Annotated in this window: 25 protein-coding genes and 1 pseudogene; 17 read left to right on the forward strand and 9 right to left on the reverse strand. The window is 74.1% G+C overall.

Going from position 1 to position 26,270, the window contains the following annotated elements:
- Positions 1 to 92 precede the first annotated feature (92 nt).
- Both ACIP5K_RS16170 and ACIP5K_RS16175 read right to left on the reverse strand, forming a co-directional pair.
- A complete protein-coding gene (locus ACIP5K_RS16170) occupies positions 93 to 1,742 on the reverse strand; it encodes an amidohydrolase (RefSeq protein WP_401409865.1) in 1,650 nt (549 codons plus the stop codon).
- A gap of 66 nt (positions 1,743 to 1,808) precedes the next feature.
- A complete protein-coding gene (locus ACIP5K_RS16175; protein ID WP_401409866.1) occupies positions 1,809 to 3,290 on the reverse strand; it encodes an APC family permease in 1,482 nt (493 codons plus the stop codon).
- A gap of 137 nt (positions 3,291 to 3,427) precedes the next feature.
- Between ACIP5K_RS16175 and ACIP5K_RS16180 the strand changes: the two genes are divergently transcribed.
- Positions 3,428 to 4,135, forward strand: a complete 708-nt coding sequence (locus ACIP5K_RS16180) for a TetR/AcrR family transcriptional regulator (protein ID WP_401409868.1) — start codon at positions 3,428 to 3,430, stop codon at positions 4,133 to 4,135.
- A gap of 15 nt (positions 4,136 to 4,150) precedes the next feature.
- On the opposite strand, the gene ACIP5K_RS16185 is transcribed toward ACIP5K_RS16180, so the two are convergent.
- Entirely contained in the window at positions 4,151 to 4,849 is a 699-nt protein-coding gene (locus ACIP5K_RS16185; protein WP_401409869.1) for a FadR/GntR family transcriptional regulator, read from the reverse strand.
- Positions 4,850 to 5,094: 245 nt separating this feature from the next.
- Here ACIP5K_RS16185 and ACIP5K_RS16190 point away from each other — a divergent pair, with 245 nt between their 5' ends.
- The 8 genes from ACIP5K_RS16190 to ACIP5K_RS16225 all read left to right on the forward strand — a co-directional run bounded on the left by ACIP5K_RS16190 (position 5,095) and on the right by ACIP5K_RS16225 (position 13,145).
- The gene (locus ACIP5K_RS16190; protein ID WP_401409870.1) at positions 5,095 to 6,192 is read left to right on the forward strand and encodes a sugar ABC transporter substrate-binding protein; all 1,098 of its coding nucleotides are present in this window, start codon (positions 5,095 to 5,097) and stop codon (positions 6,190 to 6,192) included.
- The gene (locus ACIP5K_RS16195) at positions 6,189 to 7,706 is read left to right on the forward strand and encodes a sugar ABC transporter ATP-binding protein (RefSeq protein WP_401409872.1); all 1,518 of its coding nucleotides are present in this window, start codon (positions 6,189 to 6,191) and stop codon (positions 7,704 to 7,706) included. Before ACIP5K_RS16190 ends, ACIP5K_RS16195 begins: the two co-directional genes overlap by 4 nt.
- Positions 7,707 to 7,767: 61 nt before the next feature.
- Positions 7,768 to 8,802 (forward strand): ABC transporter permease, encoded by a 1,035-nt coding sequence (locus ACIP5K_RS16200; RefSeq protein WP_401409873.1) that lies wholly within the window; start codon positions 7,768 to 7,770, stop codon positions 8,800 to 8,802.
- Positions 8,803 to 8,832: 30 nt separating this feature from the next.
- Positions 8,833 to 10,197, forward strand: a complete 1,365-nt coding sequence (locus ACIP5K_RS16205; protein ID WP_401409875.1) for an L-fuconate dehydratase — start codon at positions 8,833 to 8,835, stop codon at positions 10,195 to 10,197.
- Positions 10,194 to 10,961, forward strand: a complete 768-nt coding sequence (locus ACIP5K_RS16210; protein WP_401409877.1) for an SDR family NAD(P)-dependent oxidoreductase — start codon at positions 10,194 to 10,196, stop codon at positions 10,959 to 10,961. Before ACIP5K_RS16205 ends, ACIP5K_RS16210 begins: the two co-directional genes overlap by 4 nt.
- 5 nt (positions 10,962 to 10,966) lie before the next feature.
- Positions 10,967 to 11,977, forward strand: coding sequence for an aldo/keto reductase (locus ACIP5K_RS16215; RefSeq protein WP_401409879.1), 1,011 nt, complete (start codon positions 10,967 to 10,969; stop codon positions 11,975 to 11,977).
- A complete protein-coding gene (locus ACIP5K_RS16220) occupies positions 11,974 to 12,288 on the forward strand; it encodes an L-rhamnose mutarotase (RefSeq protein ID WP_401409880.1) in 315 nt (104 codons plus the stop codon). The genes ACIP5K_RS16215 and ACIP5K_RS16220 overlap by 4 nt, the downstream gene beginning before the upstream one ends.
- Entirely contained in the window at positions 12,285 to 13,145 is an 861-nt protein-coding gene (locus ACIP5K_RS16225) for an amidohydrolase family protein (RefSeq protein WP_401409881.1), read from the forward strand. The genes ACIP5K_RS16220 and ACIP5K_RS16225 overlap by 4 nt, the downstream gene beginning before the upstream one ends.
- A 97-nt stretch (positions 13,146 to 13,242) precedes the next feature.
- On the opposite strand, the pseudogene ACIP5K_RS16230 reads toward ACIP5K_RS16225, so the two are convergent.
- Positions 13,243 to 13,547, reverse strand: a pseudogene (locus ACIP5K_RS16230) (lipase maturation factor family protein); the annotation flags it as partial.
- 26 nt (positions 13,548 to 13,573) lie between these two features.
- Here ACIP5K_RS16230 and ACIP5K_RS16235 point away from each other — a divergent pair.
- Genes ACIP5K_RS16235 through ACIP5K_RS16245 form a run of 3 tightly spaced genes read left to right on the forward strand, consistent with a single transcriptional unit; the run spans position 13,574 to position 17,841 of the window.
- Positions 13,574 to 14,812, forward strand: a complete 1,239-nt coding sequence (locus ACIP5K_RS16235) for a DUF6777 domain-containing protein (protein ID WP_401409883.1) — start codon at positions 13,574 to 13,576, stop codon at positions 14,810 to 14,812.
- A 47-nt stretch (positions 14,813 to 14,859) separates the two neighbouring features.
- A complete protein-coding gene (locus tag ACIP5K_RS16240) occupies positions 14,860 to 16,965 on the forward strand; it encodes a SpoIIE family protein phosphatase (RefSeq protein ID WP_401409885.1) in 2,106 nt (701 codons plus the stop codon).
- A 15-nt stretch (positions 16,966 to 16,980) separates the two neighbouring features.
- Positions 16,981 to 17,841: an Fpg/Nei family DNA glycosylase gene (locus ACIP5K_RS16245; RefSeq protein WP_401409886.1), complete on the forward strand. Its 861-nt coding sequence runs from the start codon at positions 16,981 to 16,983 to the stop codon at positions 17,839 to 17,841.
- A gap of 27 nt (positions 17,842 to 17,868) precedes the next feature.
- Here ACIP5K_RS16245 and ACIP5K_RS16250 read toward each other — a convergent pair whose 3' ends face one another.
- Entirely contained in the window at positions 17,869 to 18,525 is a 657-nt protein-coding gene (locus ACIP5K_RS16250) for a zf-HC2 domain-containing protein (protein ID WP_401409888.1), read from the reverse strand.
- 79 nt (positions 18,526 to 18,604) lie between these two features.
- Here ACIP5K_RS16250 and ACIP5K_RS16255 point away from each other — a divergent pair, with 79 nt between their 5' ends.
- The 4 genes from ACIP5K_RS16255 to ACIP5K_RS16270 all read left to right on the forward strand — a co-directional run bounded on the left by ACIP5K_RS16255 (position 18,605) and on the right by ACIP5K_RS16270 (position 22,579).
- The gene (locus ACIP5K_RS16255) at positions 18,605 to 19,354 is read left to right on the forward strand and encodes a LytR/AlgR family response regulator transcription factor (protein WP_401409890.1); all 750 of its coding nucleotides are present in this window, start codon (positions 18,605 to 18,607) and stop codon (positions 19,352 to 19,354) included.
- 77 nt (positions 19,355 to 19,431) lie between these two features.
- The gene (locus ACIP5K_RS16260; RefSeq protein WP_401410225.1) at positions 19,432 to 19,785 is read left to right on the forward strand and encodes a hypothetical protein; all 354 of its coding nucleotides are present in this window, start codon (positions 19,432 to 19,434) and stop codon (positions 19,783 to 19,785) included.
- A complete protein-coding gene (locus ACIP5K_RS16265) occupies positions 19,782 to 21,383 on the forward strand; it encodes a cation acetate symporter (protein ID WP_401409892.1) in 1,602 nt (533 codons plus the stop codon). The genes ACIP5K_RS16260 and ACIP5K_RS16265 overlap by 4 nt, the downstream gene beginning before the upstream one ends.
- Positions 21,380 to 22,579, forward strand: coding sequence for a sensor histidine kinase (locus tag ACIP5K_RS16270; protein ID WP_401409894.1), 1,200 nt, complete (start codon positions 21,380 to 21,382; stop codon positions 22,577 to 22,579). The genes ACIP5K_RS16265 and ACIP5K_RS16270 overlap by 4 nt, the downstream gene beginning before the upstream one ends.
- A gap of 25 nt (positions 22,580 to 22,604) precedes the next feature.
- On the opposite strand, the gene ACIP5K_RS16275 is transcribed toward ACIP5K_RS16270, so the two are convergent.
- The 3 genes from ACIP5K_RS16275 to ACIP5K_RS16285 form a co-directional block, all read right to left on the reverse strand.
- On the reverse strand, positions 22,605 to 23,108 hold the full coding sequence (locus ACIP5K_RS16275; RefSeq protein ID WP_401409896.1) for a hypothetical protein: 504 nt from the start codon (positions 23,106 to 23,108) through the stop codon (positions 22,605 to 22,607).
- Positions 23,109 to 23,254: 146 nt separating this feature from the next.
- Positions 23,255 to 23,791: a sigma-70 family RNA polymerase sigma factor gene (locus ACIP5K_RS16280; RefSeq protein WP_401409898.1), complete on the reverse strand. Its 537-nt coding sequence runs from the start codon at positions 23,789 to 23,791 to the stop codon at positions 23,255 to 23,257.
- Positions 23,792 to 23,924: 133 nt separating this feature from the next.
- Positions 23,925 to 24,386, reverse strand: a complete 462-nt coding sequence (locus ACIP5K_RS16285; RefSeq protein WP_401409899.1) for a universal stress protein — start codon at positions 24,384 to 24,386, stop codon at positions 23,925 to 23,927.
- Positions 24,387 to 24,518: 132 nt separating this feature from the next.
- Between ACIP5K_RS16285 and ACIP5K_RS16290 the strand changes: the two genes are divergently transcribed.
- Entirely contained in the window at positions 24,519 to 25,367 is an 849-nt protein-coding gene (locus ACIP5K_RS16290) for a polysaccharide deacetylase family protein (protein ID WP_401409901.1), read from the forward strand.
- A gap of 37 nt (positions 25,368 to 25,404) precedes the next feature.
- On the opposite strand, the gene ACIP5K_RS16295 is transcribed toward ACIP5K_RS16290, so the two are convergent.
- Entirely contained in the window at positions 25,405 to 26,064 is a 660-nt protein-coding gene (locus tag ACIP5K_RS16295) for a class F sortase (protein ID WP_401409903.1), read from the reverse strand.
- Positions 26,065 to 26,270 lie beyond the last annotated feature (206 nt).

Genomic DNA, 26,270 nt, shown 5'->3' on the forward strand with positions numbered 1-26,270 from the left:
CGCCCCGGGACGCACGCCCACGCCCGCACCCCCCGACGACGAGGGGCGCGGGCGCGCGTCTTGCCGGGCCCCGCCGGCGCCCGGCCCGCACCTCAGCCGAAGACCCGCCGGCCCCCTACGAAGGTCTGCTCCACCCTCGTCGCGCCGATCTCCTCGGGCGGCCCCGCGAACGGATCGCGGTCGAGCACCACCAGATCCGCCAGGAACCCCTCGGCGACCGTGCCCGTCTCGTGGTCGAGGTGGTTCACGTACGCGCTGCCCGCCGTGTACGCGGTGAGCGCGTCCAGCAGGCCGATCCGCTCCCCGGGCAGGAAGACCGGCGTCCCGGCGGGCGCGTCCGGCGCCACCCGGTTCACCGCCACATGGATGCCCTGGAGCGGGTCCGGGCTGCTCACCGGCCAGTCGCTGCCCGCCGCGAGCGTCGCCCCCGACCGCAGCAGCGCCCCGAACGGGTACTGCCACCCGGCCCGCTCCGCGCCCAGGAACGGGATGGTCAGGTCGTCCATCTGCGGCTCGTGCGCCGCCCACAGCGGCTGGATGTTCGCCGTCGCGCCCAGCGCCCGGAACCGGCCGACGTCGTCCGGGTGCACCACCTGGAGATGGGCGAGGTGCGGCCGGGTGCCGGTCCACCCGTTGGCCCGCCGGGCCGCCTCCACCGCGTCCAGCGCCTCGCGCACGGCGCGGTCGCCCAGCGCGTGGAAGTGCACCTGGAAGCCGTGGGCGTCGAGCTCGGTGACGTACTTCTTCAGGTCCTCCGGCGGGACGAAGCTGATCCCGCTGTTGTCGGACACGCACCCGCAGCCGTCCAGGTACGGGCCGAGCAGCGCGGCCGTGCCGTTCTCGGCGACCCCGTCCTGCATGATCTTCACGGTCGTCGAGCGGAGCCGCCCCCGGGTGCCCGCGACGCGCCGGGCCAGCAGCTCCTCGATCTGCTCGGTGCCACGCGCCCGGTCCCACCACAGGGCGCCGACGACCCGCGCGGTCAGGGTGCCGTCGTCGGCGCACGCCAGATACGCGTCCGTGGGGTCGCTGAGGTTGGCGTGCTCGCCGAGGAGGGCGTCCTGCCAGGCGGTGACGCCCAGCGAGTGCAGGAGCGCCTGGGCGCGCAGCAGCCCGGCGACCCGCTCCTCCCGGGTGACGGCCGGCACCAGCCGGCCGACCAGGTTCGCGGCCCCCTCCTGGAGCATGCCCGTCGGGCTGCCGTCGGGATGCCGCTCGATCCGGCCGTCGACGGGATCGGGGGTACGGGCGTCGAGGCCGGCCCGCTCCAGGGCCCGGGAATTGACCCAGGCGCCGTGGTGGTCCCGGTTCACCAGGTAGACCGGCCGGTCGGGGACGAGGGCGTCCAGCTCGGCGGCGGTCGGCAGGCCGCCCGGGAACGCCTCCATCGCCCAGCCGCCCCCGGTGATCCACTCGGCGTCGCCGTGCGCACGGGCGTATGCGGTGATCGTCTCCCGGTACTCGGGCAGGGTCGTCGCCCCGCTCAGGTCGCACTGCCCCATCTCCAGGCCGCCCCCGACGGGGTGCGCGTGCGCGTCCTGGAAGCCCGGGACCAGCAGCTTGCCGGCCAGCTCGACGACCTCGGTGCGCGGGCCGATCAGCTCGCGCACCTCGTCGTGCCCGACGGCCACGACGCGCTCGCCGCGCACGGCCACGGAGGTCGCCCGGGACCGGGCGGGCGCGCCCGTGTGGACCGGGCCGCCGGTGAGAACGAGATCGGCGGTGGTGGTGGGGTCGGGCATGTGCGGCAACTCCTTGCTTCGGTACGGGTTCCAGGGGTCTCGCGCGTCGCGGGTGCCACGCGGGTGCTACGGGGTCTCGGTCGCGGCCAGCGGGACGGCGTCGGCGTCGGTGCCCCGGCCGGTGACGAAGTAGGGCGAGCGGCGGTGGTACTTGGCGACGGCCGCCATCGCGAGCCCCGACAGCAGGATCGCCGCGGGCACCGACAGCATGAACCAGCCGTTGTCCGGGCTGAGCGCGAAGTGGTCGCTCATCGTCGCGTAGTCGCGCCCGAGATAGAGGCCGATGCCCAGCAGCGCGATCCCGCTCAGGCCGGGCGCGACGACCGCCCGCAGCGCCTCGCGCGGCGCCGTGCCCAGCATCCCGCGGAACCGCACCGCACACGCGAGGGCGGTGAGCCCGTAGCACAGGGCGACCACGAGACCGATGGAGTTCACGGCCGCGAGGATCATCTCGTTCAGCTTCGGGATGGCCAGCGCCAGCAGGGCCACGGCCGCCGAGACCGCCGTGACGAGGACCGTGCCGATCGCGGGGGAGCCGTAGCGCGGGCTGATCCTCGTCCACACCTGCCCCATCGTGCGGTCCCGGCCCATCGCCAGCAGGCCCCGGGCCGTCGGGATGACGCTGGACTGCAACGACGCCACCGCCGAGAACAGCAGCGCCAGCAGCGGCAGGCCGGCCCACGGCTCGTCCGCGAGCTTCGCGCCGAGATAGGTGAGCGCCTGCGGGCCCTGCTCCATCAGCTCGGGCAGCGACATCTCGCGCTGGAAGGCCACGGACCCGTACAGGAACAGCGCCAGCATCGTGAACAGGGCGATGAAGCCGCCGCGCCCCGCGTCCCGTACGTCCGTGGTCTCCTCGGTGACGCTGAACGCCGCGTCCCAGCCCCAGAAGAAGAACACCGCGAGGACCAGCCCCTGGGCGAACCCGGTGCCGTCGTGCACGGCGAACGGGTTCAGCCACGCCCACGAGAAGCCGTGCGAGCCGGTGACCAGCGCCCAGCCGCAGAAGCCCAGCAGCACCGCGTACTCGAAGACGAGCAGCCACGCCTGGAGCCGCGTCGCCTTGCGCACCCCGGTGACCGCCGTGACCGTCACCGCCGTCAGGACGACCAGGCCGACGACGGTGGACAGCGCCGTCGAATTCGGGTCGAGCCGCAGGCCGCCCACCGCGTCCAGGTGGGCCTTGTTCGCGAACTGGAGGAACACCGAGCCGGTCACCGCGCTCGTGTACGCCATGAAGATCAGGGTGCCGACCAGCGTGACCCAGCCGGTGAGGAACCCCAGCCAGGGACCGAGCGAGCGGCCGACCCACACATAGCCGCTGCCCATGTTCCGCTCGACCCGGTTCAGCCGGGCGTACGCGGTGGCGATGCCGAGGATCGGCACGAACGCGACGAGCAGGATCGCCGGCGCCTGGAGACCCACGGTCGCGGCGAGCGAGCCCATGCCGATGCCGATGCTCGTGGTGGCCGCGGTGCTGGAGGCCGCGATGGCGACACCGTCGACGACACCGAGGGAACGACGCAGGCCTGGCGGTTCACTTCTCATGGACAGACTCCTGGGACCGGAGAACGGGAGGTGTGGGAGGAGGCTGCGATCAAACCGGCCTTGTCAACGTTGCGTCAATGGTGTTGACATAAGGCCGGCGGGGCCGGGAGCGGGACCGGGAGGAAGGGGCGCACACCATGGCTGACGGGCGGATTCCCACGGAACGACGCCGACGCAGACCGACCAGGTCGGGCGTGCTGCTGTCCGAGGAGGTGATCGTCGACTGCGCGCTCCGGCTCGTCGGGCAGCACGGGCCCGACGCGCTGAGCGTGCGGCGCCTCGGCGCCGCTCTGGGCTGCGACCCGAGCGCGCTGTACCGGTACTTCCACAACACCGACGATCTGCTGCTGGCCGTCGCCGACCGGATCATCGGCGACGCGATGGCCGGGTTCGAGCCCGACGCCCTGCCGTGGCGGGACGCGCTGCGCGAGATGGCGCTGCGGATCCACCGGGGATACCGGGAACAGCCCCGGGTCGCCGCGCTCGCCGCGTACCGGGTGACCCGGCGGGCGCACGAGTTCCGGGCCGTGGACGCCGGGATCGGGCTGCTGCGGCGAGCCGGGTTCGCGGGCGCCGACGCCGTCCGGCACTACGCGGCGTTCGTGGACACGGTGCTGGGGCACGCCGCGCTGGACGCCGCGCACCTGGCCCTGCCGGTGGAGCGGCGGGAGGCCGACGACCGGGCGTGGGCCGGGGTGTACACGGAGCTGTCCGCCGCCGGGCATCCGCATCTCGCCGCCGTGCGCGCGGAGTTGCCGTCGATGGCGGGGAGTTCGTTCGAGACCGCGCTGGACCTGATGCTGGCCGCGCTGGCCGCGGCGGCGCCGGGGGAGGATCGGGGCTAGGGCGCGTCGCCGGGATCAGCCCAGTCGACCCCGCAACCAGGCCTCCACCTCGCCCACGTGCGCCGCGGCGGCGGCCCGCGCCGCCTCGGGGTCGCGCGCCACCAGTGCCCGGTGGATCCGGGAGTGCTCCCGCCGGGTCCGCTCGAACGCGCCCTCCTCCTGGTAGCCCCGCCACACCCGCGCCCGGAACGTCCGTGACGACAGCCCCTCCAGGATCGCCGCCATCGTCCCGTTCCCGGCCGCCGCCACGATGGCCCGGTGGAAGGCCAGGTCGTGGGAGAGGATCTCCTCGGGGTCGTCGGTGGCCTCCATCGCCGCCAGGTGTTCCTCCACCTCGGCGAGCTGGGACGCGGTGATGCGGGCGGCGGCGAGCGCGGTGGCCGTCGACTCCAGGACCCGCCGCACCTCCAGGAGTTCGACGAGCTGCGGCCCGCGCGACAGGTCGGCGACGACCCCGAAGGTCTCCAGCAGGTCGCCGGCCTCCAGCTGGGTGACGTAGATGCCGGAGCCGTGCCGCGCCTCCAGGACGCCGAGCACGGTCAGCGCCCGGATCGCCTCCCGCATCGACGAGCGCGAGATGCCCAGCCGCGTCGCCAGATCGCGCTCCGTGGGCAGCCGCTGGCCCGGCTCCAGGCGGCCGCCGCCGATCATCGCCTTGATCTGCTCGATGGCCCGGTCGGTGACAGTGCCCCGCTGGGGTGCGGTCCGCTCCACGATGACGTCGTCCTCCCACGCAGGGTCCGCTGCCGGATGCCGCGCAGTCTAACCAGCCCAGTGGTACGACCACTACCGAGGTGGTCCGACCTTTCCGCGACTCTGGGGGGCGGAAAGCCGAGAAAAATGCCGCCGGAGGGTGTTGGGGGAGCGAAGTGGTCTGATAAATCTCTGGGCGCGGCCGGTGTCTGGACGGGCAGGAACCGGCCGGTCCCCCCTGACCTCCGGAGCCGAGGAGCGGTCCGATGACTGGCACCACGAAAGGCACGAAGAGTTCGAGAGCCGCCCGCGGACCGAGCGGGCGGACCCTGCGCGCGGCGGCCGTCGCGGGCTGCGTCGCCCTCGCCCTGAGCGCCTGCGGCAGCACGAAGGACGACGCGGCGGGCTCCGGCGGGGCGGGCGGCGACGGCACGGGCCGGGTCGGCGTGATCCTGCCGCTCCTGACCTCGCCGTTCTGGCAGTCGTACAACGACTACGTGCCGAAGATGGCGAAGGCCGAGAAGGTCGACGCGCTCAAGACGGTGAACTCCAACAGCGACCCCTCGCAGCAGATCACCGACATCGGCAACCAGCTCAACCAGGGCGTCAAGGGGCTCGTCGTCGCCCCGCTGGACAGCGCCGCCATCGCCGCCGGACTCGACCAGGCCGAGCGCAAGGGCGTCCCCGTCGTCGCCGTGGACGTCGCGCCAGAGAAGGGCAAGGTCGCCATGGTCGTGCGCGCCGACAACGTCGCGTACGGCGACAAGGCCTGCGACTACCTCGGCGGACAGGTCACCTCCGGCAAGGTCGTGCAGATCATGGGGGACCTGGCGTCGGTCAACGGCCGCGACCGGTCCAAGGCGTTCCGCGACTGCGTCAGGAAGAAGTACCCGAAGCTGAAGGTCCTGGAGATCCCCGCCAAGTGGGAGTCGGACACCGCCGCCTCCAAGCTCGACACCCTCCTCAACGCCAACCCCGACATCAAGGGCATCTACCTCCAGGCGGGCGGCGTCTACCTCGCGCCCACCCTTCAGACACTCAAGTCCAAGGGCCTGCTGAAGAAGGCGGGCACGGACGGGCACATCGCGATCGTGTCCAACGACGGCATCCCGCAGGAGTTCGACGCCATCCGCAAGGGCCAGATCGACGCCACCGTCTCCCAGCCCGCCGACGCCTACGCCAAGTACGGCATGTACTACATCAGGGCGGCGATGCGCGGGAAGACGTTCCGGCCCGGGCCGACCGATCACGGCTCCACGATCGTCGAACTGCCGAACGGCACCCTGGAGGACCAGCTGCCCGCCCCGCTGGTCACCAAGAAGAACGTCGACGACCCCGAGCTGTGGGGGAACACGGTCACATGACGGCTTCCACCGCGCCGCTGGTCGAGGCGAGCGGCATCACCAAACGGTACGGGCCCACGGTCGCCCTCGCCGACGGCCGGCTGACCGTGCGCGCCGGCGAGTCCCACGCGCTGGTCGGCCGCAACGGCGCCGGAAAGTCCACCCTCGTCACCGTCCTGACGGGCCTTCAGGCACCGGACGCGGGAACCCTGTTGTTCGACGGCGAGCCCGCGCCCCCGCTCGCGGACCGCACGGCCTGGCGGGCCAAGGTGGCCTGCGTCTACCAGAAGCCCACCGTCGTCCCCGAACTGACCGTCGCCGAGAACCTGTTCATCAACCGGCAGCCCGAGTCCCGGCACGGCTTCTTCAGCTGGAAGCGGCTGCGGACCGAGGCCGAACGGCTGCTGCGGACCTGGGACATCCCCGTCGACCCCGACGCGCGCACCGCCGACCTCAGGGTCGAGGACCGGCAGATGGTCGAGATCGCCCGGGCATTGAGCGGCGGCGCCCGGTTCATCGTCCTCGACGAGCCCACCGCACAGCTCGACAACAGGGAGATCGAGCGGCTCTTCGCCCGCATGCGCGCCCTCCAGGACTCCGGCGTCACCTTCCTGTTCATCTCCCACCACCTGCAAGAGGTCTACGAGGTGTGCCAGACGGTCACCGTGCTGCGCGACGCCCGCTGGATCACCACCGCACCCGTCGCCGAACTGCCGCGCCCCGCCCTGGTGGAGGCCATGGCCGGGGAGACGGTCGCCGAGCAGGCGGCCGCCGCCGCGGAGGCCGTCGTCGAACAGGACGGCGTGGACGCCCCGGTGGTCCTCTCCGTCGAGGGGCTCACCTCGGACACGTACACCGGCGTCGACCTGACCGTGCGCCGCGGCGAGGTCGTCGGCCTCGCCGGATCCAGCGGCAGCGGCAAGATAGCGCTCGCCGAGTCCCTGGCCGGACTGCACACCCCGACCGCGGGCACCGCCCGGCTCGACGGCGCCGAGCTGCCGTTCGGCGACGTCCCGGCCGCCCTCGCCGCCGGAGTGGGCTGCGTCCCCCGCGACCGGCACGGCCAGGGCCTCGTCACCGGCATGACCGTCGGGGACAACGCCACCCTGTCCGTCCTCGGCCGCCTGGGCCGGGGCGGATTCATCGGCACCGACCGCCGGCGCGGCGTCGCCCGCGACCTGATCGACCGCCTCGACATCCACACCGAAGGCCCCGACCAGCCCGTCTCCGACCTGTCCGGCGGCAACGCCCAGAAGGTCGTCATGGCCCGCGCCCTCGCCTCCGACCCGCACCTCCTCGTCCTCATCAACCCCACCGCCGGCGTCGACGTGAAGTCCAAGGAGTCGCTGCTGCGCCGCGTCGACAGCGCCCGCGACGACGGCACCGCCGTCCTCGTGGTCTCCGACGAACTCGACGACCTGCGCCGCTGCGACCGGGTGCTCGTGCTCTTCCACGGCCGCGTCGTCGCCGAGCACGCGGCCGGCTGGTCCGACCACGCACTCATCGCCTCCATCGAAGGGGTGGGCCGTGACTGACCTCGGACCCCGGGGCGCCGCCCCGGCCCCCGCCCCACGCCCCGCAGGGAAGGAACCCGCCGTGGCCGACACCCACGCCCCGACGGCCCCGGCCGGCCGGGGCCGCTCCGCGAGCCCGGGCGGCACGCCGCGCACCGCGCTGCTGCGCCGGGCCCGCGAACTCGCCCTGGTCCCCGCCCTGATCCTGATGCTCGTCCTGGGCTCGGTCCTGAACGACGCCTTCTTCACCGAGGCGAACCTCATCTCCATCCTCAGCGCGTCGGCCGCCATGTCGATGGTGGTGCTCGCCGAGTCCCTCGTCCTGATCAGCGGAAAGTTCGACCTCTCCCTCGAATCCGTCGTCGGCATCGCCCCCGCGGTCGGCGCCCTGCTGCTCCTGCCCGCGGCGCGGTCCGGCTTCGGCACCGAGTTCCCCGCCTGGCTGGCGATCCCCGCGATCCTCGTCGTCGGCGCGGCCATCGGCGCCGTCAACGGCGTCCTGGTGGTGAAGCTCCGGCTCAACGCCTTCATCGTCACCCTCGCCATGCTCATCATCCTGCGCGGCCTGCTCGTCGGCGCCACCAAGGGCAAGACCCTCTTCGGCCTGCCCGACCCGTTCTTCACCCTGGCCACCACCACGTTCCTGAGGATCCCGCTGTCCGTCTGGGTGGCCGGCGCCTGCTACCTCGTGGCCGGACTGCTGCTCAAGTACCACCGCTGGGGCCGCTCCCTGTACGCGATCGGCGGCAACCGGGAGGCGGCCCGCGCCGCCGGGATCCGCGTCGACCGCGTCATGCTCGGCGTCTTCGTGCTGGCCGGCGCGCTCGCCGCCGTCGGCGGCATCATGCAGACCGGCTACGTGGGAGCCATCGGCGCCAACCAGGGCAACAACTGGATCTTCACCGTCTTCGCCGCGGCCGTCATCGGCGGCATCAGCCTCGACGGCGGCAAGGGATCCCTGCTCGGCGCCCTCACCGGCATCCTGCTGCTCGGTGTCGTCAAGAACATGCTGACCATGGCGCAGGTGCAGTCCTTCTGGATCGACGCCATCTACGGCGGAATCATCCTGCTCGCGCTGATCATCGCCCGTCTCACGTCCGGCCGGGCCCAGGACTGATCCCCGCCCCCGCACCCCGAAAGGCCCTCCGTGCCACCGACCACCGCCCGCGTCCCCACGGTCACCGCCGTCGACACCTTCGACATCCGCTTCCCGACCTCCCGGGAACTCGACGGCTCCGACGCCATGAACCCCGACCCCGACTACTCCGCCGCCTACGTCGTGCTGCGCACCGACGCCGCCGACGGCCACGAGGGGCACGGCTTCACCTTCACCATCGGCCGCGGCAACGACGTCCAGGTCGCCGCCATCCGCAGCCTGCGCCACCACGTCGTCGGCCGCCCGGTCGACGAGCTGTGCGCCGACCCCGGCACCCTCCACCGCGACCTCGTCGGCGACAGCCAACTGCGCTGGCTGGGACCGGAGAAGGGCGTGATGCACATGGCGATCGGCGCCGTCGTCAACGCGGTGTGGGACCTCACGGCCAAACGCGCGGGCAAGCCGCTGTGGCGGCTGCTCTGCGACGCCGACCCCGAGTGGCTGGTCTCCCAGGTCGACTTCCGCTACATCGCCGACGCCCTCACCCCCCGGCGCGCCCTGGAACTGCTCCGCGCCGGCCGCCAGGGCGCCACCGGCCGGGCGGCGGACCTCCTCGCCCACGGCTACCCCGGCTACACCACGTCCCCCGGCTGGCTCGGCTACAGCGACGACAAACTCGACCGGCTCGCCCGCGAGGCCGTCGCCGAGGGCTTCACCCAGATCAAACTGAAGGTCGGTGCCGACCTCGCCGACGACATCCGCCGCTGCCGCACCGCACGCCGGGCCGTCGGCCCCGGCATCCGCGTGGCCATCGACGCCAACCAGCGCTGGAACGTCGACGAGGCCATCGAATGGACCCGCGCGCTCGCCGAGTTCGACCCCTACTGGGTCGAGGAACCCACCAGCCCCGACGACGTCCTCGGCCACGCCGCCATCCGCCGCGCGATCGCCCCGGTCAAGGTCGCCACCGGCGAACACGTCCAGAACCGCATCGTCTTCAAACAGCTCCTCCAGGCCGGCGCCCTCGACATCGTGCAGATCGACGCGGCCCGCGTCGGCGGCGTCAACGAGAACCTGGCGATCCTGCTGCTCGCCGCGGAGTTCGGCATCCCCGTCTGCCCGCACGCCGGCGGCGTCGGCCTGTGCGAACTCGTCCAGCACCTGTCGATGTTCGACTACGTCGCCCTGTCCGGCACCACCGACGACCGCGTCATCGAGTACGTCGACCACCTCCACGACCACTTCGTCGACCCGGTCGTCATGGCCGGCGGCCACTACACGGCACCCGCCGCACCCGGCTTCTCCGCCACCATGCGGGCCGAGTCCATCGCCGAATACACCTTCCCCGACGGCGCGTTCTGGGTCCGCGACCGCGCCGGGCAGCACGCCCCCCACCCGAACGGAGCCGCCGCATGAGCGCCCCCCTCAAGGACTTCACCGGCCGCCGGGCCCTCGTCACCGGCGGCGCCTTCGGCCTCGGCCGCGCCACCGCCGAACTCCTCCTCGCCCGCGGCGCCGAGGTCGCCGTCCTCGACCGCGACATCACCACCGTCGGCGAGCCGCTGCGCGGGTACGCCGCCGACGTCACCGACGACGAGACCGTACGGGCCGCCGTGGCCGCCGCCGTCACCGACCTCGGCGGGCTCGACATCCTCGTCAACAACGCGGGCATCGGCGCCCAGGGCACCGTCGCCGACAACGACGACGCCGAATGGCACCGCGTCCTGGACGTCAACGTCCTCGGCATGGTCCGCGTCACCCGCGCCGCCCTGCCCGCGCTGCGCGCCTCCGCGCACGCCGCCGTCGTCAACACCTGCTCCATCGCCGCCACCGCCGGCCTGCCGCAACGCGCCCTGTACGCCGCCTCCAAGGGCGCCGTGTACTCCCTCACCCTCGCCATGGCCGCCGACCACATACGCGAGGGCATCCGCGTCAACTGCGTCAACCCGGGCACCGCCGACACCCCGTGGATCGGCCGCCTCCTCGACAAGGCCGACGACCCGGCCGCCGAACGCGCCGCCCTCGAAGCGCGCCAGCCCACCGGCCGCCTGGTCTCGGCCGACGAGGTCGCGGGCGCCGTCGCCTACCTGGCCAGCCCGCTCTCCGGCGCCACCACCGGCACCGCCCTCGCCGTCGACGGCGGCATGCAGGGACTGCGGCTGCGCCCGGCGGGACAGTGACCCCGATGCGCACCCGCACCCTGGGCCGCACCCGCGTCCCCGTGACCGGCCTCGGGTTCGGCGCCGCCGCGATCGGCAACCTGTACACGCCGGTCGGCGACGACGAGGCGCACGCCGCGCTCGCCGCCGCCTGGGACGCCGGCGTCCGCTACTTCGACACCGCGCCGCACTACGGCGTCGGCCTGTCCGAGCGCCGCGTCGGCGCCTTCCTGCGCACCCGCCCGCCCGGCTCGTACACCCTGTCCACGAAGGTCGGCCGCATCCTGGAGCCCGCCGCCCGCGCGGGCGCCGCCGACGACAGCGCCGCCGGCTTCGCGACCCCCGCCGCGCACCGCCGCGTCTGGGACTTCAGCGCGGCGGGCGTGCGCCGCTCCCTGGAGGACAGCCTGGAGCGGCTCGGCCTCGACCGGATCGACGTGGTCTGCCTCCACGACCCCGACGACCACGCCCGGCAGGCCTTCGGCGAGGCCTACCCGGAACTGGAGCGGATGCGTGCCGAGGGCCTCGTCGGCGCCATCGGCGCGGGCATGAACCAGGCCGCGATGCTCACCCGGTTCGTGCGGGACACCGACGTCGACGTGGTGCTCTGCGCGGGCCGCTACAGCCTCCTCGACCAGCGGGCCCTGCCCGCGCTGCTGCCCGCCGCCGCCGAGCGCGGCGTGTCCGTCGTCGTCGGCGGCGTCTTCAACTCGGGGCTGCTCGCCGACCCGGGGCCCGGCGCCACCTTCGACTACGCCCTCGCCCCGGCCGACGCCGTGGAGCGGGCCCTGGCCTGGCAGGACCTCGCCCGGCGCCACGGCATCACCCTGCGGGCGGCCGCCCTCGCCTTCCCGTACGGGCACGAGGCCGTCACCGGCGTCCTCGTGGGCACCCGCTCCGCCGCCGAAGTCGCCGACACCGTACGCCAGTTCACCGCCCCGGTGCCCGCCGCGTTCTGGCAGGAGGCCCGCGCCGCACACCTGCTCCCCGCCGCCGTACCCACCCCCACGCCCCCAGGAGAGGAGCGGCCCGCGTGAGAGTCGCCCTGCACACCACGGTCCGCGCCGACCGCGTCGCCGCGTACGAGGCCGCCCACCGCGAGGTCCCCGCCGAACTCGTCGCCGCGATCCGCGCGGCGGGCGCCGAGCGATGGACGATCTGGCGCAGCGGCACCGACCTCTTCCACGTCCTGGACTGCGCCGACTACGCCCGCCTGCTGGCCGCCCTGGACCGGCTGCCGGTGAACATCGCCTGGCAGGCCCGCATGGGCGAACTCCTCGACGTGGTCCACGACTACTCCGCCGAGGGCGCGGACGCCGGCCTGCCGGTCGTCTGGGAGCTGCCATGACCGGGACCGTCGACGCCCACCACCACGTGTGGGACCTCGCCGTACGCGACCAGGACTGGATCACCGGCCCCGAACTCGCCCCCATCCGCCGCGACTTCACCCTCGGCGAGCTGCTGCCGCAGGCCCGCGCCGCGGGCGTCGCGGCGAGCGTCCTCGTGCAGACGGTGCCGGTCGCCGAGGAGACCCCCGAGCTGCTGGCGCTGGCCGCGGGCGGCGAGCTCGTCGCGGCCGTCGTCGGCTGGACCGACCTCACCCGGCCCGACATCGCCGAGGAGCTGGCCCGGCTGCGCGGACTCCCCGGCGGCGACCGCCTGGTGGGCATCCGCCACCCGGTGCAGGGCGAGCCGGACCCCGGCTGGCTGCTGCGGCCCGACGTACGGCGCGGCCTCGCCGCGGTCGCCGACGCCGGACTCGTCTGCGACCTCCTGGTGCGGGCCCACCAGCTGCCCGCCTGCGTCCGGGCCGCCACCGAGCACCCGGACCTCACCTTCGTCCTCGACCACGCGGGCAAACCGGAGATCGCGGCCGGGCGCCTCGACCCCTGGCGGGCCCGGATCCGCGCGCTCGCGGCGCTGCCGAACACCGCTTGCAAACTCTCCGGCCTGGCCACCGAGGCCGACCCGGCCACCTGGACCGCCGACACCCTGCGCCCCTACGCCGACACGGTCCTGGACGCCTTCGGCGCCCCGCGCGTCCTGTTCGGCTCCGACTGGCCGGTGTGCACCCTCGCCGCGACCTACCGGCAGGTCGTCGACACGGCGGTGGAGCTGGTCGGGGGCCACGACGAGGACGTGTTCGCGCGCACCGCCGGACGGATCTACCTCAACCGCGTCGGCGCCGGGAACTCCCGCACATAGGTCCGCTCCCACCAGGCCCCCGACGCCCGCCGCTCGCTCCGGCTCGCGTACCGGTAGCGGAACACCCGCGCCCGCACGTAGCGCGGCGGCCAGCACCCTCGTGATCGAAGTACAGACAGGTCAGCCGCCGCCGGCAGGCGTCCCCGCGCAGCTTGATCAGCCCGGCCCCGAACCCCAGGCGGAACAGCACCCACCGCAGCAGGAACAGCACCGTCACCGGCGGCGCGACCTCGTCGTCGCCAGGAACCGGGGCACCGGCAGCATCCCGCGCTCCCCGATCAGCGCCCGGAAGTGGAGCGCCGCCCCGGCGAACGCCACGACGTACACAGCGGCCGGCCCGCGCCCCGCGACGGGCACGACTTGCGGCTCGCGCGCGCCGGGCCCAGACAGGGAGGGACACATCGCCGGTGCACAGGTGGGAGAGCTGCGTGCGCGCACGGATCAGAACCAGGACCTACGTCGCGGCCCTCGGCATAGCGGCGGCCCTGCTGCTCGCCGGTTGCTCCGGGGACGGGGCGAAGAACACGGCCGACAGCAAGGGCGAGCTGTTCCTCCAGCCCGTCGCCGCCCGGGGCCCCGACCCCTTCACCGACTCCACCGCCGCCACGCCCGCGAGCAGCCCGCCCGTCACCCGAACGCCGCAACCCTCCCCGACCGGCACCCCCTCGGCCGGGCGGCAGGGCGCCCGCGAGATCTCCGGCGCCACCCCCGGCCTGTACGGCGGCACCCGCGCGCTGGGCAGCTGCGACGTCGAGAAGCAGGTCCGCTTCCTCACCGCCGACCGGGCCAGGGCCGGCGCGTTCGCCGAGGCCGCCGGGGTCTCCCGGGCCGACGTCCCCGGCTTCCTGCGCGGCCTCACCCCGGTCGTGCTGCGCGCCGACACGCGGGTCACCAACCACGGCTACCGCGACGGCCGGGCCACCACATTCCAGTCCGTGCTCCAGACGGGCACCGCCGTCATGGTCGACGGACGCGGCGCGCCCCGCGTGCGCTGCGCCTGCGGCAACCCGCTGCGGCAGCCCCGCGCCCTCGGCGGCGGTCCGAGCCGGCAGGGGCAGCCGTGGCACGGCTACGAGCCGACCAGGGTGGTCGTCGTGACCCCCGCGCCGACGGTCATCCAGCACATCACCCTCGTGAACGTCGTCGACCACACCTGGATCGAGCGGAGGACCGGCGACGACGGACACCAGGACCGCCTGGTCCCGCCGCCCGCCCCCACCCGCACGCCGACCGGGACACCCACGACGACGTCCCCCGCCCCGACCGCCACGGCCCCGAGCAGCACGTCGCCCGGCGCGACCTCGCCCGGCACCGGCACCTCGGCGTCGCGGAGCGCCGGCGACACCCCGAGCGGGACCACCTCCGGCACCGCCTGCCCCACGGCCACCACGACCGAAAGACCCTCGCCCGCGCCGTCCGGCTGCCCCACACCCACCCCGCGGACCTCCCGCCCGACCAGCTCCGGCACCGACGCGTCCCCGGACGGCTCCGGCGACGTGCCCACCTCCGACACCCCGGGCACCGACGAGTCGACCGGCACCACCGGGGACACCTCCGGCAGCGGCACCCCGGACGAGGACACCGGCCCCGACACGGTCCCCGACAGCCCCGACCGGCCCGACGGCGGCGGCCTGGTCCCGGACGCCCCGGACGGCACCTCACCGTGACCGTGCGCAGACGTGCGGCCCCCCGGGCCTGCGTTTAGCGTGGCGTCATGGACGCGGACAGCGGGGGCGGCGAGGAGCCCGTGGGCTCCCCGGGCAGGGAGCTCCCCGAGGACGACACGTCGCGCGGATTCCTGGAGGCGTACGGACGCGGCCTGCGCATGGGCAGCTTCGAATGGGACCTCGCCAGCGGCCTGATGCACATGGACGGCAACGCCCACGACGTGTTCGACCTGCTGCCGCACGAGTACGACGGGCGCCCCGAGGGCCTCGGGGTGCGCGTCCCGCAGCGGGACGCCGGACGCCTCGACGCGATCGTCTCCCAGGCGCTGAAGAGCGGCGAGGAGAACTACGGGGCGTACTTCCGTATCCGCACCCGCGACGGCGAACTGCGCTGGACCCACACCCGCGGCTACATCCGCCGCGACGACCAGGGCCGCCCGCGCCGCATCGTCGGCGTCGTGCGCGACGCCACCGACGAGCTGAACGACGCGACCGTCCAGCACGAACGCGCCGCCCGCGCGGCCGTCCGCCGGCGCGAGACCAGCGTCGTGCAGAACACCACCGCCGCCCTCGCGCACGCCCGCACCGTCAGCGACGTCATCGACGTGCTGCGCGAGACCCACGGCATCGAACACCTGGGAGCCACCAGCTTCGTCATGGGCCTGGTGCGCGCGGGCCGCATCCACCTCGTCGCCGAGGGCCCGCGCGGCAGCTTCGTGCCCGGCACCCACGTGACCCGGATCGACGACCCGTACCCGATGAGCGAGGTCGTGCGCACCCTCACCCCCCGGTTCATCGACTCGCCGGAGGACTTCGCGGCCTCGTACCCCCTGCTGTGGCCGCACATCACCCACCTCGGCATCCGCTCCGCCGCCTATCTGCCGCTCATCGCACAGGCCCGCCCCATCGGCGTCGTCGGCCTGCTCTACCACGACCGCAAGGGCTTCTCCGAGTCCGAGCGCAACGTCCTCGTCGCCCTCGGCAGCAGCATCGCGCAGAGCCTCCAGCGCGCCATGTTCTACGAGCAGGAGAAGGACCTCGCCCAGGGGCTCCAGCAGGCCATGCTGCCCCGCACCATCCCCGACGTGCCCGGCGCCGACATCGCCGTCCGCTACCGCTCCGCGTCCCTAGGCCGGGACATCGGAGGCGACTGGTACGACGTGATACCCCTGCCCGGCGGCCGGGTCGGCGCCGTCATCGGGGACGTCCAGGGGCACGACACGCACGCCGCCGCCGTCATGGGACAGCTGCGCATCGTGCTGCGCGCCTACGCCGCCGAGGGCCACACCCCGGCGACCGTCATGGCCCGCGCCTCCGTCTTCCTCCACGAACTCGACACCGAACGCTTCGCCACCTGCCTGTACGCCGAGACCGACCTGTCCACCGGCGTCGTCCAGTTCGTCCGCGCGGGCCACCTCCATCCGCTGCTGCGCCGCACCGACGGCATGTGCCGCAAGGTGCCCGTCGAGGGCGGGCTGCCGCTCGGCCTGTCCGCCGAGTTCGGACGGCTCGACTACCCGGTCACGACCGTCGAGCTGGACCCCGGCGAGACCCTCCTGCTGTGCACCGACGGACTCGTCGAGCAGCCCGGCACCGACCTCGACGACGGACTCCAGATCCTCACCACGCTCGTCGGCAACGGGCCCTCCGACATCGAACAGCTCGCCGACCGGCTGTGCGGCTCCGTCGACGACCGCGGCGGCGACGACGACGTGGCGCTCCTGCTGCTGCGCCGCCGCGGCGCGGGCGCGGCCCGCCCCGGCGGCCGGCTCACCGAACACGTGCCGCCCGGCGACCCCGGCGCCCTCACCGCCGCCCGGCACATGATCCGCGCCGCCGTCCGCGCCTGGGGCGCGGCCGACCGCGCCGACGAGATCGAACTCGTCGCCGACGAACTCGTCACCAACGCCCTCATGCACACCGAGGGCCCCGCCATCGTCACCCTGCGCGTGCTGACCGGAACCGACCGGCGGCTGCGGGTCGACGTCGAGGACACCTCCAGCGCCCTGCCCCGCCGCCGCGAGGCGGGCGAGGACGGCGTCTCGGGCCGCGGCCTGCTCCTCGTCGACCGGCTCGCCGACGTGTGGGGCGTCGAGGCGCGCGGCGGGGGCAAGTGCGTGTGGTGCGAGTTCGTGGTGCGCGCCCGCGGCTGACAGGAGGAGGAACCCATGCCGGAACTGCCCGAGGTCGAGGCCCTGAAGGACTTCCTCGCCGACCACCTGGCGGGACGCGAGATCGTGCGCGTCCTGCCCGTCGCGATCAGCGTCCTGAAGACCTACGACCCGGCGCCCACCGCCCTGGAGGGCCGCACCGTCACCGCCGTCGCCCGGTACGGCAAGTTCCTCGACATCGACGCCGGGGGGCTGCACCTCGTCACCCACCTGGCGCGGGCCGGCTGGCTGCACTGGAGGGACCGGCTCCCCGACGGCCCGCCCCGCCCCGGCAAGGGCCCGCTCGCGCTGCGCGTCGCCCTCGCCACCGGGGAGGGCTTCGACCTCACCGAGGCCGGCACCACCAAGAAACTCGCGGTGTACGTCGTCCGGGACCCCGGTGACGTCCCGGGCATCGCCCGCCTCGGCCCCGACCCGCTCGCCGACACCTTCGACGAACGGGCCCTCGCCGCACTGCTCGACGGCGAACGGCGGCAGATCAAGGGCGCGTTGCGGGACCAGAGGCTGATCGCGGGCGTGGGCAACGCCTACAGCGACGAGATCCTGCACGCGGCCAGGATGTCCCCCTTCAAGCTGGCCGCCACCCTCACCCCCGACGACGTCCACACCCTCTACGAGGCGCTGCGCAGCACCCTCACGCAGGCCGTGGAACGCTCCCGGGGGATCGCCGCGGGCCGCCTCAAGGCCGAGAAGAAGAGCGGCCTGCGGGTGCACGGGCGCGCCGGTGAGCCGTGCCCCGTCTGCGGCGACACCATCCGTGAAGTCAGCTTCAGCGACAGCTCGTTGCAGTACTGCCCGACCTGCCAGACGGGCGGCCGTCCGCTGGCCGACCGCCGGATGTCCCGACTGCTGAAGTAGCCGCCCGCCGCAGGCGCGACCCGGCGGTCACGAAGGCACCGGCAGGGACAGCAGCCGTTCGCCGCCGACCGCCCGCACCTCGAACCGCGCGATGGCGTCCGGCCGCTGCGCCGCCCCGCCCGTCACCGCCACCCGTTCCCCGCCCCCGCGCACCGCCCAGCCCGCCACCGTCTGCTCCGACCCGTCGCGGCCCACCGCGACCAGCCGGCACACCCGCGGCCCGCCCGGATCGCGGACCACCAGGGCGACCTCGCTGCCCCAGGCGCGCCCGCCCGCCGTGAGCCGGGCCGACACCCCCGAGGCGCGGTCGCGTCCGGCCAGCGCGAGCCCGCCGCCTCCCGCCGCCGGGGAGCGCAGCGCGGCGCCCGCCCCGGCCGCCGTCACGAGCAGCGCGAGCACGGCCACCGCCGCCCACGCCCGCCTGCGCGCCCGCCGGTGCAGGGCGGCGAGCCGGTCCACCGCCCGTTCGACGAGCGTCGGCGCGGGCCGCGCACACCACTCCACGCACGGCGGCGTCGCCCGGGCGTACCGCGCCAACAGGCCCGTCGTGGGCCGTAGTTCACCGAGTTGTGCGGTGCACGCGGCGCAGTCGCCCAGATGGTCCTCGAAGCGGAACCGGTCCGCCGGGTCGAGAACCCCCAGGGCGTAGGCGCCCGCGTCACGATGCCGTTCCAGGGACCTCATGCGTTCCTCCCGCGCTCGACCACCGGTACGCGCGGGGCAGCCGATTCATTCAAGCGACGGCACGATTACACTCCGCCGCATGCTGCGCGTACTGGCCGTCGACGACGAGGAACCCGCCCTCGCCGAACTCCTCTACCTCCTGCGCGCGGACGCCCGCGTGCACAGCGCCGAGGGCGCCACGGACGCCACCGAGGCGCTGCGCCGCATCGGCCGCGCCCTGGAGGAGGGCCCCGGCGGCGACGGCGCCGTCGACGTGCTCTTCCTCGACATCCAGATGGCGGGCCTCACCGGACTCGACGTGGCGCGGCTCCTCGCCGGGTTCGCCCGCCCGCCGCTGGTCGTCTTCGTCACCGCCCACGAGGACTTCGCCGTCCAGGCCTTCGAACTCAAGGCCGTCGACTACCTCCTCAAACCGGTGCGCCGCGAGCGCCTCGCCGAGGCCGTCCGCAGGGTCGCCGAACGCGTCCCGCTCGCCCCGCCCCCGGCCACCGTCGCCGACCGGATCCCCGTCGAACTCGGCGGCGTGACCCGCATGCTGGCCGTCGCCGACATCACGTACGCGGAGGCGCAGGGCGACTACGCCCGCCTGCACACCGCGGACGGCGCCAGCCACCTCGTGCGGGTCCCGCTGACCACGCTGGAGGAGCGCTGGCAGGCCCTCGGCTTCGTCCGCGTCCACCGCAGCCACCTCGTCGCCCTGCACCGCATCGACGAACTCCGCCTGGACGGCGCCGGAATGACCGTACGGGTCGGCACCGCGCAGATCGCCGTGAGCCGGCGCCACACCGGCCGGGTCCGGGAGCTGCTGATGCGCCGCTCCGCCGGCTGACCGGCTGACCTGCCCCTTCCTCAGCCGCACCGCTGATGCCTAGACTCCCGCCCGTGTCCGAATCACGACGCCAGGTGGTGACCGGCGAGCCGCGCACCGCGCCCGGCGCGACCGGTCCGCCCGGCCTGCGCACCCAGTGGGAGATCGACGAGCAGACGACGCTCGGCGCCGCCTACGTCCGCTCCCTCATGCGCAGCCAGCTGCGCACCGGCATCACCGCGTTCGTCGTCCTCGCCGCGCCGGTGGCGATCCTGCCGCTCTTCTTCGGCGCGCTGCGCAACGCCGCCGTCGAATGGCTCGTCCTCGGCTTCGGCTGCTACCCCTTCCTGGTCCTCATCGCCTGGTGGTACGTGCGCCGGGCCGAACGCAACGAACGCGACTTCGCCGCCCTCGTCCGCGGCCGGGACACCACCGACACCGGAGCACCGTGAACGAGGCGTACGCGATCCCGGCGGTGGCCGTCGTCGTCCTCGCCACCGTCCTCATCGGCGGCTTCGGCCTGCGCATCTCCCGCACCACGTCCGACTTCTACGTGGCGTCGCGCACCGTCGGACCCCGCCTCAACGCCGCCGCGATCAGCGGCGAGTACCTCTCCGCCGCCTCCTTCCTCGGCGTCGCGGGCCTGGTCCTCGCGCACGGCCCCGACATGCTCTGGTACCCGGTCGGCTACACGGCCGGCCACCTGGTGCTGCTGGTCTTCGTCGCGGCCCCGCTGCGCCGCTCGGGCGCCTACACGCTGCCCGACTTCGCCGAGGGGCGCCTGGAGTCCCGGCAGGTGCGCCGGGTCGTGAGCATGCTGGTCGTCGGCGCCGGGTGGCTCTACCTCGTGCCCCAGCTCCAGGGGGCCGGACTGACGCTCCAGATCCTCACCGGGGCGCCCCGCTGGTTCGGCGCCGCGCTGGTGGCGGCCGTCGTGGTGCTCGCCGTCGCCGCCGGCGGCATGCGCTCCATCACCTTCGTCCAGGCGTTCCAGTACTGGCTGAAACTGACGGCACTGCTGGTCCCCGCCTTCTTCCTGCTGCTGGCCTGGCGCGGGCAGGGCGGCCACCCCCCGGCGCCCGCACCCGCGGACCTGCCCCCGGCGGGCGCGGGCGCCGGGCAGCCGCTCGCCACCAGCCGCGCCGACCACCCGCTCTACGCCACCTACGGGCTGATCGTCGCGACGTTCCTCGGCACCATGGGCCTGCCGCACGTCGTGGTCCGCTTCTACACGAGCCCGCACGGCCGCGCGGCCCGCCGCACCACGGTCGTGGTCCTGCTCCTCATCGGCGTCTTCTACCTGCTGCCGCCGCTCTACGGCTGGCTGGGGCGCCAGTACGTCCCCGAACTCACCACCGCCCAGGACGCGGACGCCACCGTGCTGCTGCTGCCCGGGCGGATGATCGACGGGATCGCGGGGGACCTGCTCGGCGCGCTGGTGGCGGGCGGCGCCTTCGCCGCGTTCCTGTCGACCGCGTCGGGACTGACCATGGCGGTGGCCGGCGTGGTCAGCCAGGACGTGCTGCCCTCCCGGGGCGTGCGGCACTTCCGGCTGGGCGTGGTCCTGGCCATGGCGGTGGCGCTGGGCGGCGCCCTCCTCGTCGACGGCGTCCCCGTCGCGGACGCCGTCGGCATGGCCTTCGCGGTCTCCGCGTCGTCCTTCTGCCCCCTGCTGGTCCTCGGCATCTGGTGGCGGCGGCTCACCCCGCCCGGCGCCCTCGCGGGCCTCTTCCTGGGCGGCGGCTCGGCCCTCCTCGCCGTGACCCTCACCGTGTCCGGCGCGGCGACCTCGGGCTGGCTGCACACCCTCCTGGCCTGGCCGGCGGTCTGGTCGGTCCCGGTCGGCTTCCTCGCGATGATCCTGGTCTCCCTGGCGACCCCCACCGCGATCCCGCCGCACACCACGGCCACCATGACCCGGCTCCACCTGCCGGAGACCCTGAAGCCCTACGGCCCGCTCACCGCACGCGCCGAACCGCGTACGGAGCGGCGCGCGGACCCGCCCGCGACCCCACCCGCACCCCCCACGGCGAGAGGCACCACCACGTGACAGCCACCGGCACGGTCACGGCGATCCTCCTCGCCCTGTGCCCGATCCTCCTGGGCACGGGCTTCCTGCTGGGCCGCCGCACGGCCCACCCCGCCGGGCGCAGCGACGTCGGCACCCCCGTCGAGCGCGCCACCTTCGAGACCCTCCACACGGCGTCCCTGGCCGCCCCCGCCCTGCGCGCGGGGCTCACCGAGGACACGGCCCGCAAGTCGGCCCGCCGGCTGCGCAGTCTCCTCGGCACCGAGGCCCTCGCCGTCACCCACCGCTCCGCGGTCCTCGCCTGGGACGGCACGGCCGAGCACCCGCACGCCAAGCACGTCATGCCGCAACTCGAACCCCTGCTCGCGGGCGGCCGCACGGTCGCCTTCGACTGCGGTTGCGCCACGCTCGACTGCCCCCTGCGCTGGGCGGTCGCCGCGCCGGTGGTGGCCGACGGCCGGGTGCGGGGCGCCGTCGTCGCCTACGCGCCCCGTGAGTCCGCGGTCCTGGCCCGGGCCACCGACGAGGTGGCGCGCTGGGTCTCGGTCCAGCTCGAACTCGCCGAACTCGACCGCTCCCGCACCCGGCTGATCGAGGCCGAGATCAAGGCCCTGCGCGCCCAGATCTCGCCGCACTTCATCTTCAACTCCCTCGCGGCGATCGCGTCCTTCGTCCGCACCGACCCCGAGCGGGCCCGCGAACTCCTTCTGGAGTTCGCCGACTTCACCCGCTACTCGTTCCGGCGGCACGGCGAGTTCACGACCCTGGCCGACGAACTCCACTCCATCGACCAGTACCTGGCCCTCGTCCGGGCCCGCTTCGGCGACCGGCTCACGGTCACCCTGCGGATCGCCCCGGAGGTCCTGCCGGTCACCCTGCCCTTCCTGTGCCTGCAACCCCTCGTGGAGAACGCGGTCAAACACGGTCTGGAGGGCACCGTCACCCGCAGCCGCATCTCCATCGGCGCGACCGACGCGGGCGCGGAGGCCGAGGTCGTCATCGAGGACGACGGCGTCGGCATGGACCCGGACCGGCTGCGGGCGATCCTGCGCGGCGAGGGCGACCGCTCGACGGGCATCGGCCTGTCGAACGTGGACGAGCGCCTGCGCCAGGTCTTCGGCGACGCCCACGGCCTCGTGATCGAGACGGCCGTGGGCGCGGGCACGAAGATCACCATTCGCATCCCGAAGTACCGGGCGGGCGTCTACGCCCCCTGACCGGCCCGCGCCCGCGCGTCCGGCGTCAGAACAGATGGATCGCCAAATGCCCCAGCGGCAGCCCCAGTTGCCACGCGGGCGTCCACACCTGGGGTCCGTCCTCCTCCTCGGGCACCGGCACGGCGTCGAGGTCGGGCGCCAGCAGCTCGGTCTCCTCCAGCCACCGCCACGCCGCCGTGGCGAGCCGCAGATCGGGCGACCGGCGCCCCGCGCGCCGGGCCCGCGTCTCCCGTTCCGCGAACCGCGCCCGCACCCAGGCCTGCCACGGCTGGTCGTACGCGGTCAGTGACGACCACGTCTCCAGCTGCGACACGACACGGATGCCGGACAGCTCGTCACCCGCGTCGGACAGGAAGATCGTCAGAGCGAGCGCGTCACGGCCCGCCCGGAACTCGAAGGACGTGGGCGGCATCAGATCGCCGGTCCGCAGCAGCTCGTCCGCGATGTACTCGGCATACAACCAGGCCATGGGAACCGTGAGTTCACCATTGGCGGCATCCGATGTGCCGCCCTCGTTTCCGTGCAACATCCCTTCCTGCCTTCCTCCGGTCCGTGCGCTTCGCCGGCCCCCGGGTCCCACCCGTCCAACTCACCGGGGAGGACAGCGGATTACTCAACCGAGGAAACAGCCCCCCGAGCAAGGCGCTTTACTGATGCTTGACTTACGGCCCGGTTTCAGCGCAGGTCAGGTGCGTAACCCGGCAACACTCTGCGCAACGCCCGCAACGCATAGTACGCACGGGACTTGACGGTACCCGGGGGGATGCCGAGGGCCCGTGCGGCTTCCGCCACGCTGGCCCCCTTGAAGTACACCTCCATGAGCACAGCGCGGTGGTCGGGGCTGAGCGTCGCCACCGCGTCCCGCACGTCGAGCGCGGCGGTGGACCGCTCGGCGTGGTCGGCGCAGACCCGGGCGCTCTCCAGCACGCCGTCGCCGACCTCCGCCGGGCGGGCGAGCCGGGCCCGCCGGGCGTCGATGGCGAGCCTGCGGCCCACCGTGAACAGCCAGGGCCGCACCGACCCGTACTTGGCGTCGAGCGCCTCGGGGTGCTGCCACGCCCGTACGTACGTCTCCTGGACCAGGTCCTCCGCGCGCTGCCGGTCCCCGTCGCACAGCCGCAGCAGGAACGAGAACAGCGGCCCGCCGTGCTCGCGCTGCACCTGCGCGAGGTCGTCCTCCGCGGTGGTGGGTGTGATGAGCGCCGTCGTCATGCGCGTATGGCAGCGCACCCCCGTCCGCCCGCCCAGAGGACACGCGTGGCTCTGCGGCAGGCGGTCGAAGCGGTCGACGAACGGTGCGGCGAACGGGGCGACCGGGTCCGCCCCGGCGCGCCGCGGCGCCGGTCTACGGCACGACGGTGACCGGCCAGCGGCCCGCCTTCACCAGCCGGACCGCGACCGATCCGACGATGCGGTGCCCGGCCTGCTCCGACGCGCCGACGACCACCGCGTCCGCCGTGAGCTCGTCGGCGGCGGTCACCAGGCCGTTGAAGGGGTCGCCGCGGAAGGTGTGGAACTCCCAGCGCACGTCGTATATGTCCTTGACCCGTTCGGATGCCGCCCGGATCTCCGCGACGAGACTCTCCGCGATCTCGTCGGTCGTCTCCGTCACGGACACCCCGAGGGCGGCCCCGGCGGCGAGCACCGGCTGCACGTACACCACGGCGAGCAGGGCGTGCTGCCGCCGGGCCAGGCCGCCTGCGTAGGCCGCGGCCCGGAACGACGAGTCGGAGCCGTCCACGCCGACGACGATCACCTTCGGGCCGTCCGTGCCGCGCTCGAACTGAGGGGGGTGCTGTTCGGTCACGGGCCAGAGGCTAACGGAAAGCGCTGGTGGGGGCGGCGGCGGGGCGGGGGAGCGGGGCCGGACGGGTGCTTTCGCACGTCTCATCCGGTGGTGGTGTGCGCGGTGACCCCGGCACCGTGTGACGGATGAGACATGACCACCCCTCAGATCCCGCCCGGTCGCCGGGCCTTGCTGCGCGGATTCACCGCCGTCGGACTGGCCGCGCTCACCGGCTGCGCCGCCGACCCCGCCGGGCCCCCGGCGGCGGGCCCGGCCGCGGCGCCCGCCGCCGGCGGCCCGCTCGCGGCCCGCCCCCTGAAGCCGTCCGCGTACCGGCTGAGACCGATCGCCGGATACGGCCCCCAGCGCGCCGCCCGCACCCCGCTGAAACCCCGTCACCGGCCGATCCTGAGCTGGGACTTCGGACGCGGCGAGCGGGCCATGGTGCTCACCTTCGACGACGGCCCCGACCCCCGCTACACCCCGGACATCCTGCGCATTCTGCGCAAGCACGACGTTCGCGCGATGTTCTTCGTGTGCGGCGAGATGGCCGTGGACAACAAGGACCTGCTGCGCGAGATGGCCGACGACGGGCACGTCATCGGCAACCACACCTGGACCCATCCGCTGCTGACCCGGATGACCCGCTCCGGGATGCGGCCCGAGATCGAGCGCACCTGCGAGGTCGTCGAGGACGCCGTCGGCGAGCCCCCCACCTGGTTCCGCGCCCCCTACGGCGCCTGGAACCGGGCCGCCTTCCGGCTCGGCGCCGAACTCGGCATGGAACCCCTCGCCTGGACCGTCGACACCCTCGACTGGAACACCCCCGGCACCGGCACCATCGTCTCCCGCGTGCTGTCCGGCGCGGCCCCCGGCGTCGTCGTCCTCAACCACGACGCCGGCGGCAACCGGTCGCAGAGCGTCGCGGCCCTGCGCGAGTACCTGCCCGCCCTGCTCGACGACGGCTACCGCCTCACCGTGCCGCCGCGCCGCCCCGTCTGACCCGGACCGCGCCCGGGCGCCCGCCGGGACCGGGCGCTCAGCGCACGGACACCAGGCGGGCGAAGACCACGACGTTCCCGTCGTAGCCGTGCTGCTTGGAGAAGCCGCCGCCGCAGGTGATGACCCGCAGTTCCGGCGCGCCGGTCGACCCGTAGACCTTCTTGCCGGGGAAGGCGGACTTCTCGAAGACGTCGATCCCGTAGATCCGGAACACCGCCGTCCTCCCGTCCTTCCGCTTCACCTCGACGTGGTTGCCGTTCTTCAGGGAGCCGAGGCCGTAGAAGACGGCGGGCCCCTGCATGTTGTCGACGTGCCCGACGACGACCGCCGTGCCCTTCTCGCCGGGGGAGACCGCGCCCGAGAACCAGCCCGCCAGGTTCGGGTCCTGCGGCGGCGGCGCGTCCACCCAGCCCTCCGGGTCGAGCCCGACCGGCATCGCCGGCGCGTCCACCCGGATCGCCGGGATGCGCACCCGGTCCACCGCGGAGAACGGCAGCGGGTCGGGCGCCTTCGAGGTGGCCCAGACCGGCGTACGGCCGTCCGCGGCGGCGGCCGAGGCGGGCTGCGGCGGGCCGATGTCGAATTCCCCCGACCCGTTGCGGATCAGGGCGAGACCGGTGAGCAGGACCAGCGCCATCACGCCCCAGGGGGCGCGCTTCCTCGGCTGCTCCTCCTCGTCCAGCATTGCGTCGGACATTCGCTCATCCCCTCTGGAAACGGTGGCGGGACCGCATCCGTTGCGCGTATCAGCACGCTAAGTCGGCGGGGCGCGCCCAGCGACGGGGCAAGGGCGAACGGGTGGCCCCGACGTCGCAGCTCAGAGGCCCGGTGAGCCATCCGGGTCGCGCGGTCCAGGAATTTTCTGACGGTCCGTGACCTGCGGTGATAACCCTGTTCGTTCCC

The sequence above is a fragment of the Streptomyces sp. NPDC088785 genome, assembly GCF_044750685.1.
GTDB lineage: Bacteria > Actinomycetota > Actinomycetes > Streptomycetales > Streptomycetaceae > Streptomyces.

Bases quoted from the DNA above. Each gene is read 5' to 3' on its own strand.
- ACIP5K_RS16170 (WP_401409865.1), bottom strand. From the start codon at position 1,742: ATGCCCGACCCCACCACCACCGCCGATCTCGTTCTCACCGGCGGCCCG.
- ACIP5K_RS16175 (WP_401409866.1), bottom strand. From the start codon at position 3,290: ATGAGAAGTGAACCGCCAGGCCTGCGTCGTTCCCTCGGTGTCGTCGAC.
- ACIP5K_RS16180 (WP_401409868.1), top strand. From the start codon at position 3,428: ATGGCTGACGGGCGGATTCCCACGGAACGACGCCGACGCAGACCGACC.
- ACIP5K_RS16190 (WP_401409870.1), top strand. From the start codon at position 5,095: ATGACTGGCACCACGAAAGGCACGAAGAGTTCGAGAGCCGCCCGCGGA.
- ACIP5K_RS16195 (WP_401409872.1), top strand. From the start codon at position 6,189: ATGACGGCTTCCACCGCGCCGCTGGTCGAGGCGAGCGGCATCACCAAA.
- ACIP5K_RS16210 (WP_401409877.1), top strand. From the start codon at position 10,194: ATGAGCGCCCCCCTCAAGGACTTCACCGGCCGCCGGGCCCTCGTCACC.
- ACIP5K_RS16215 (WP_401409879.1), top strand. From the start codon at position 10,967: ATGCGCACCCGCACCCTGGGCCGCACCCGCGTCCCCGTGACCGGCCTC.
- ACIP5K_RS16225 (WP_401409881.1), top strand. From the start codon at position 12,285: ATGACCGGGACCGTCGACGCCCACCACCACGTGTGGGACCTCGCCGTA.
- ACIP5K_RS16240 (WP_401409885.1), top strand. From the start codon at position 14,860: ATGGACGCGGACAGCGGGGGCGGCGAGGAGCCCGTGGGCTCCCCGGGC.
- ACIP5K_RS16245 (WP_401409886.1), top strand. From the start codon at position 16,981: ATGCCGGAACTGCCCGAGGTCGAGGCCCTGAAGGACTTCCTCGCCGAC.
- ACIP5K_RS16250 (WP_401409888.1), bottom strand. From the start codon at position 18,525: ATGAGGTCCCTGGAACGGCATCGTGACGCGGGCGCCTACGCCCTGGGG.
- ACIP5K_RS16255 (WP_401409890.1), top strand. From the start codon at position 18,605: ATGCTGCGCGTACTGGCCGTCGACGACGAGGAACCCGCCCTCGCCGAA.
- ACIP5K_RS16275 (WP_401409896.1), bottom strand. From the start codon at position 23,108: ATGTTGCACGGAAACGAGGGCGGCACATCGGATGCCGCCAATGGTGAA.
- ACIP5K_RS16280 (WP_401409898.1), bottom strand. From the start codon at position 23,791: ATGACGACGGCGCTCATCACACCCACCACCGCGGAGGACGACCTCGCG.
- ACIP5K_RS16290 (WP_401409901.1), top strand. From the start codon at position 24,519: ATGACCACCCCTCAGATCCCGCCCGGTCGCCGGGCCTTGCTGCGCGGA.
- ACIP5K_RS16295 (WP_401409903.1), bottom strand. From the start codon at position 26,064: ATGTCCGACGCAATGCTGGACGAGGAGGAGCAGCCGAGGAAGCGCGCC.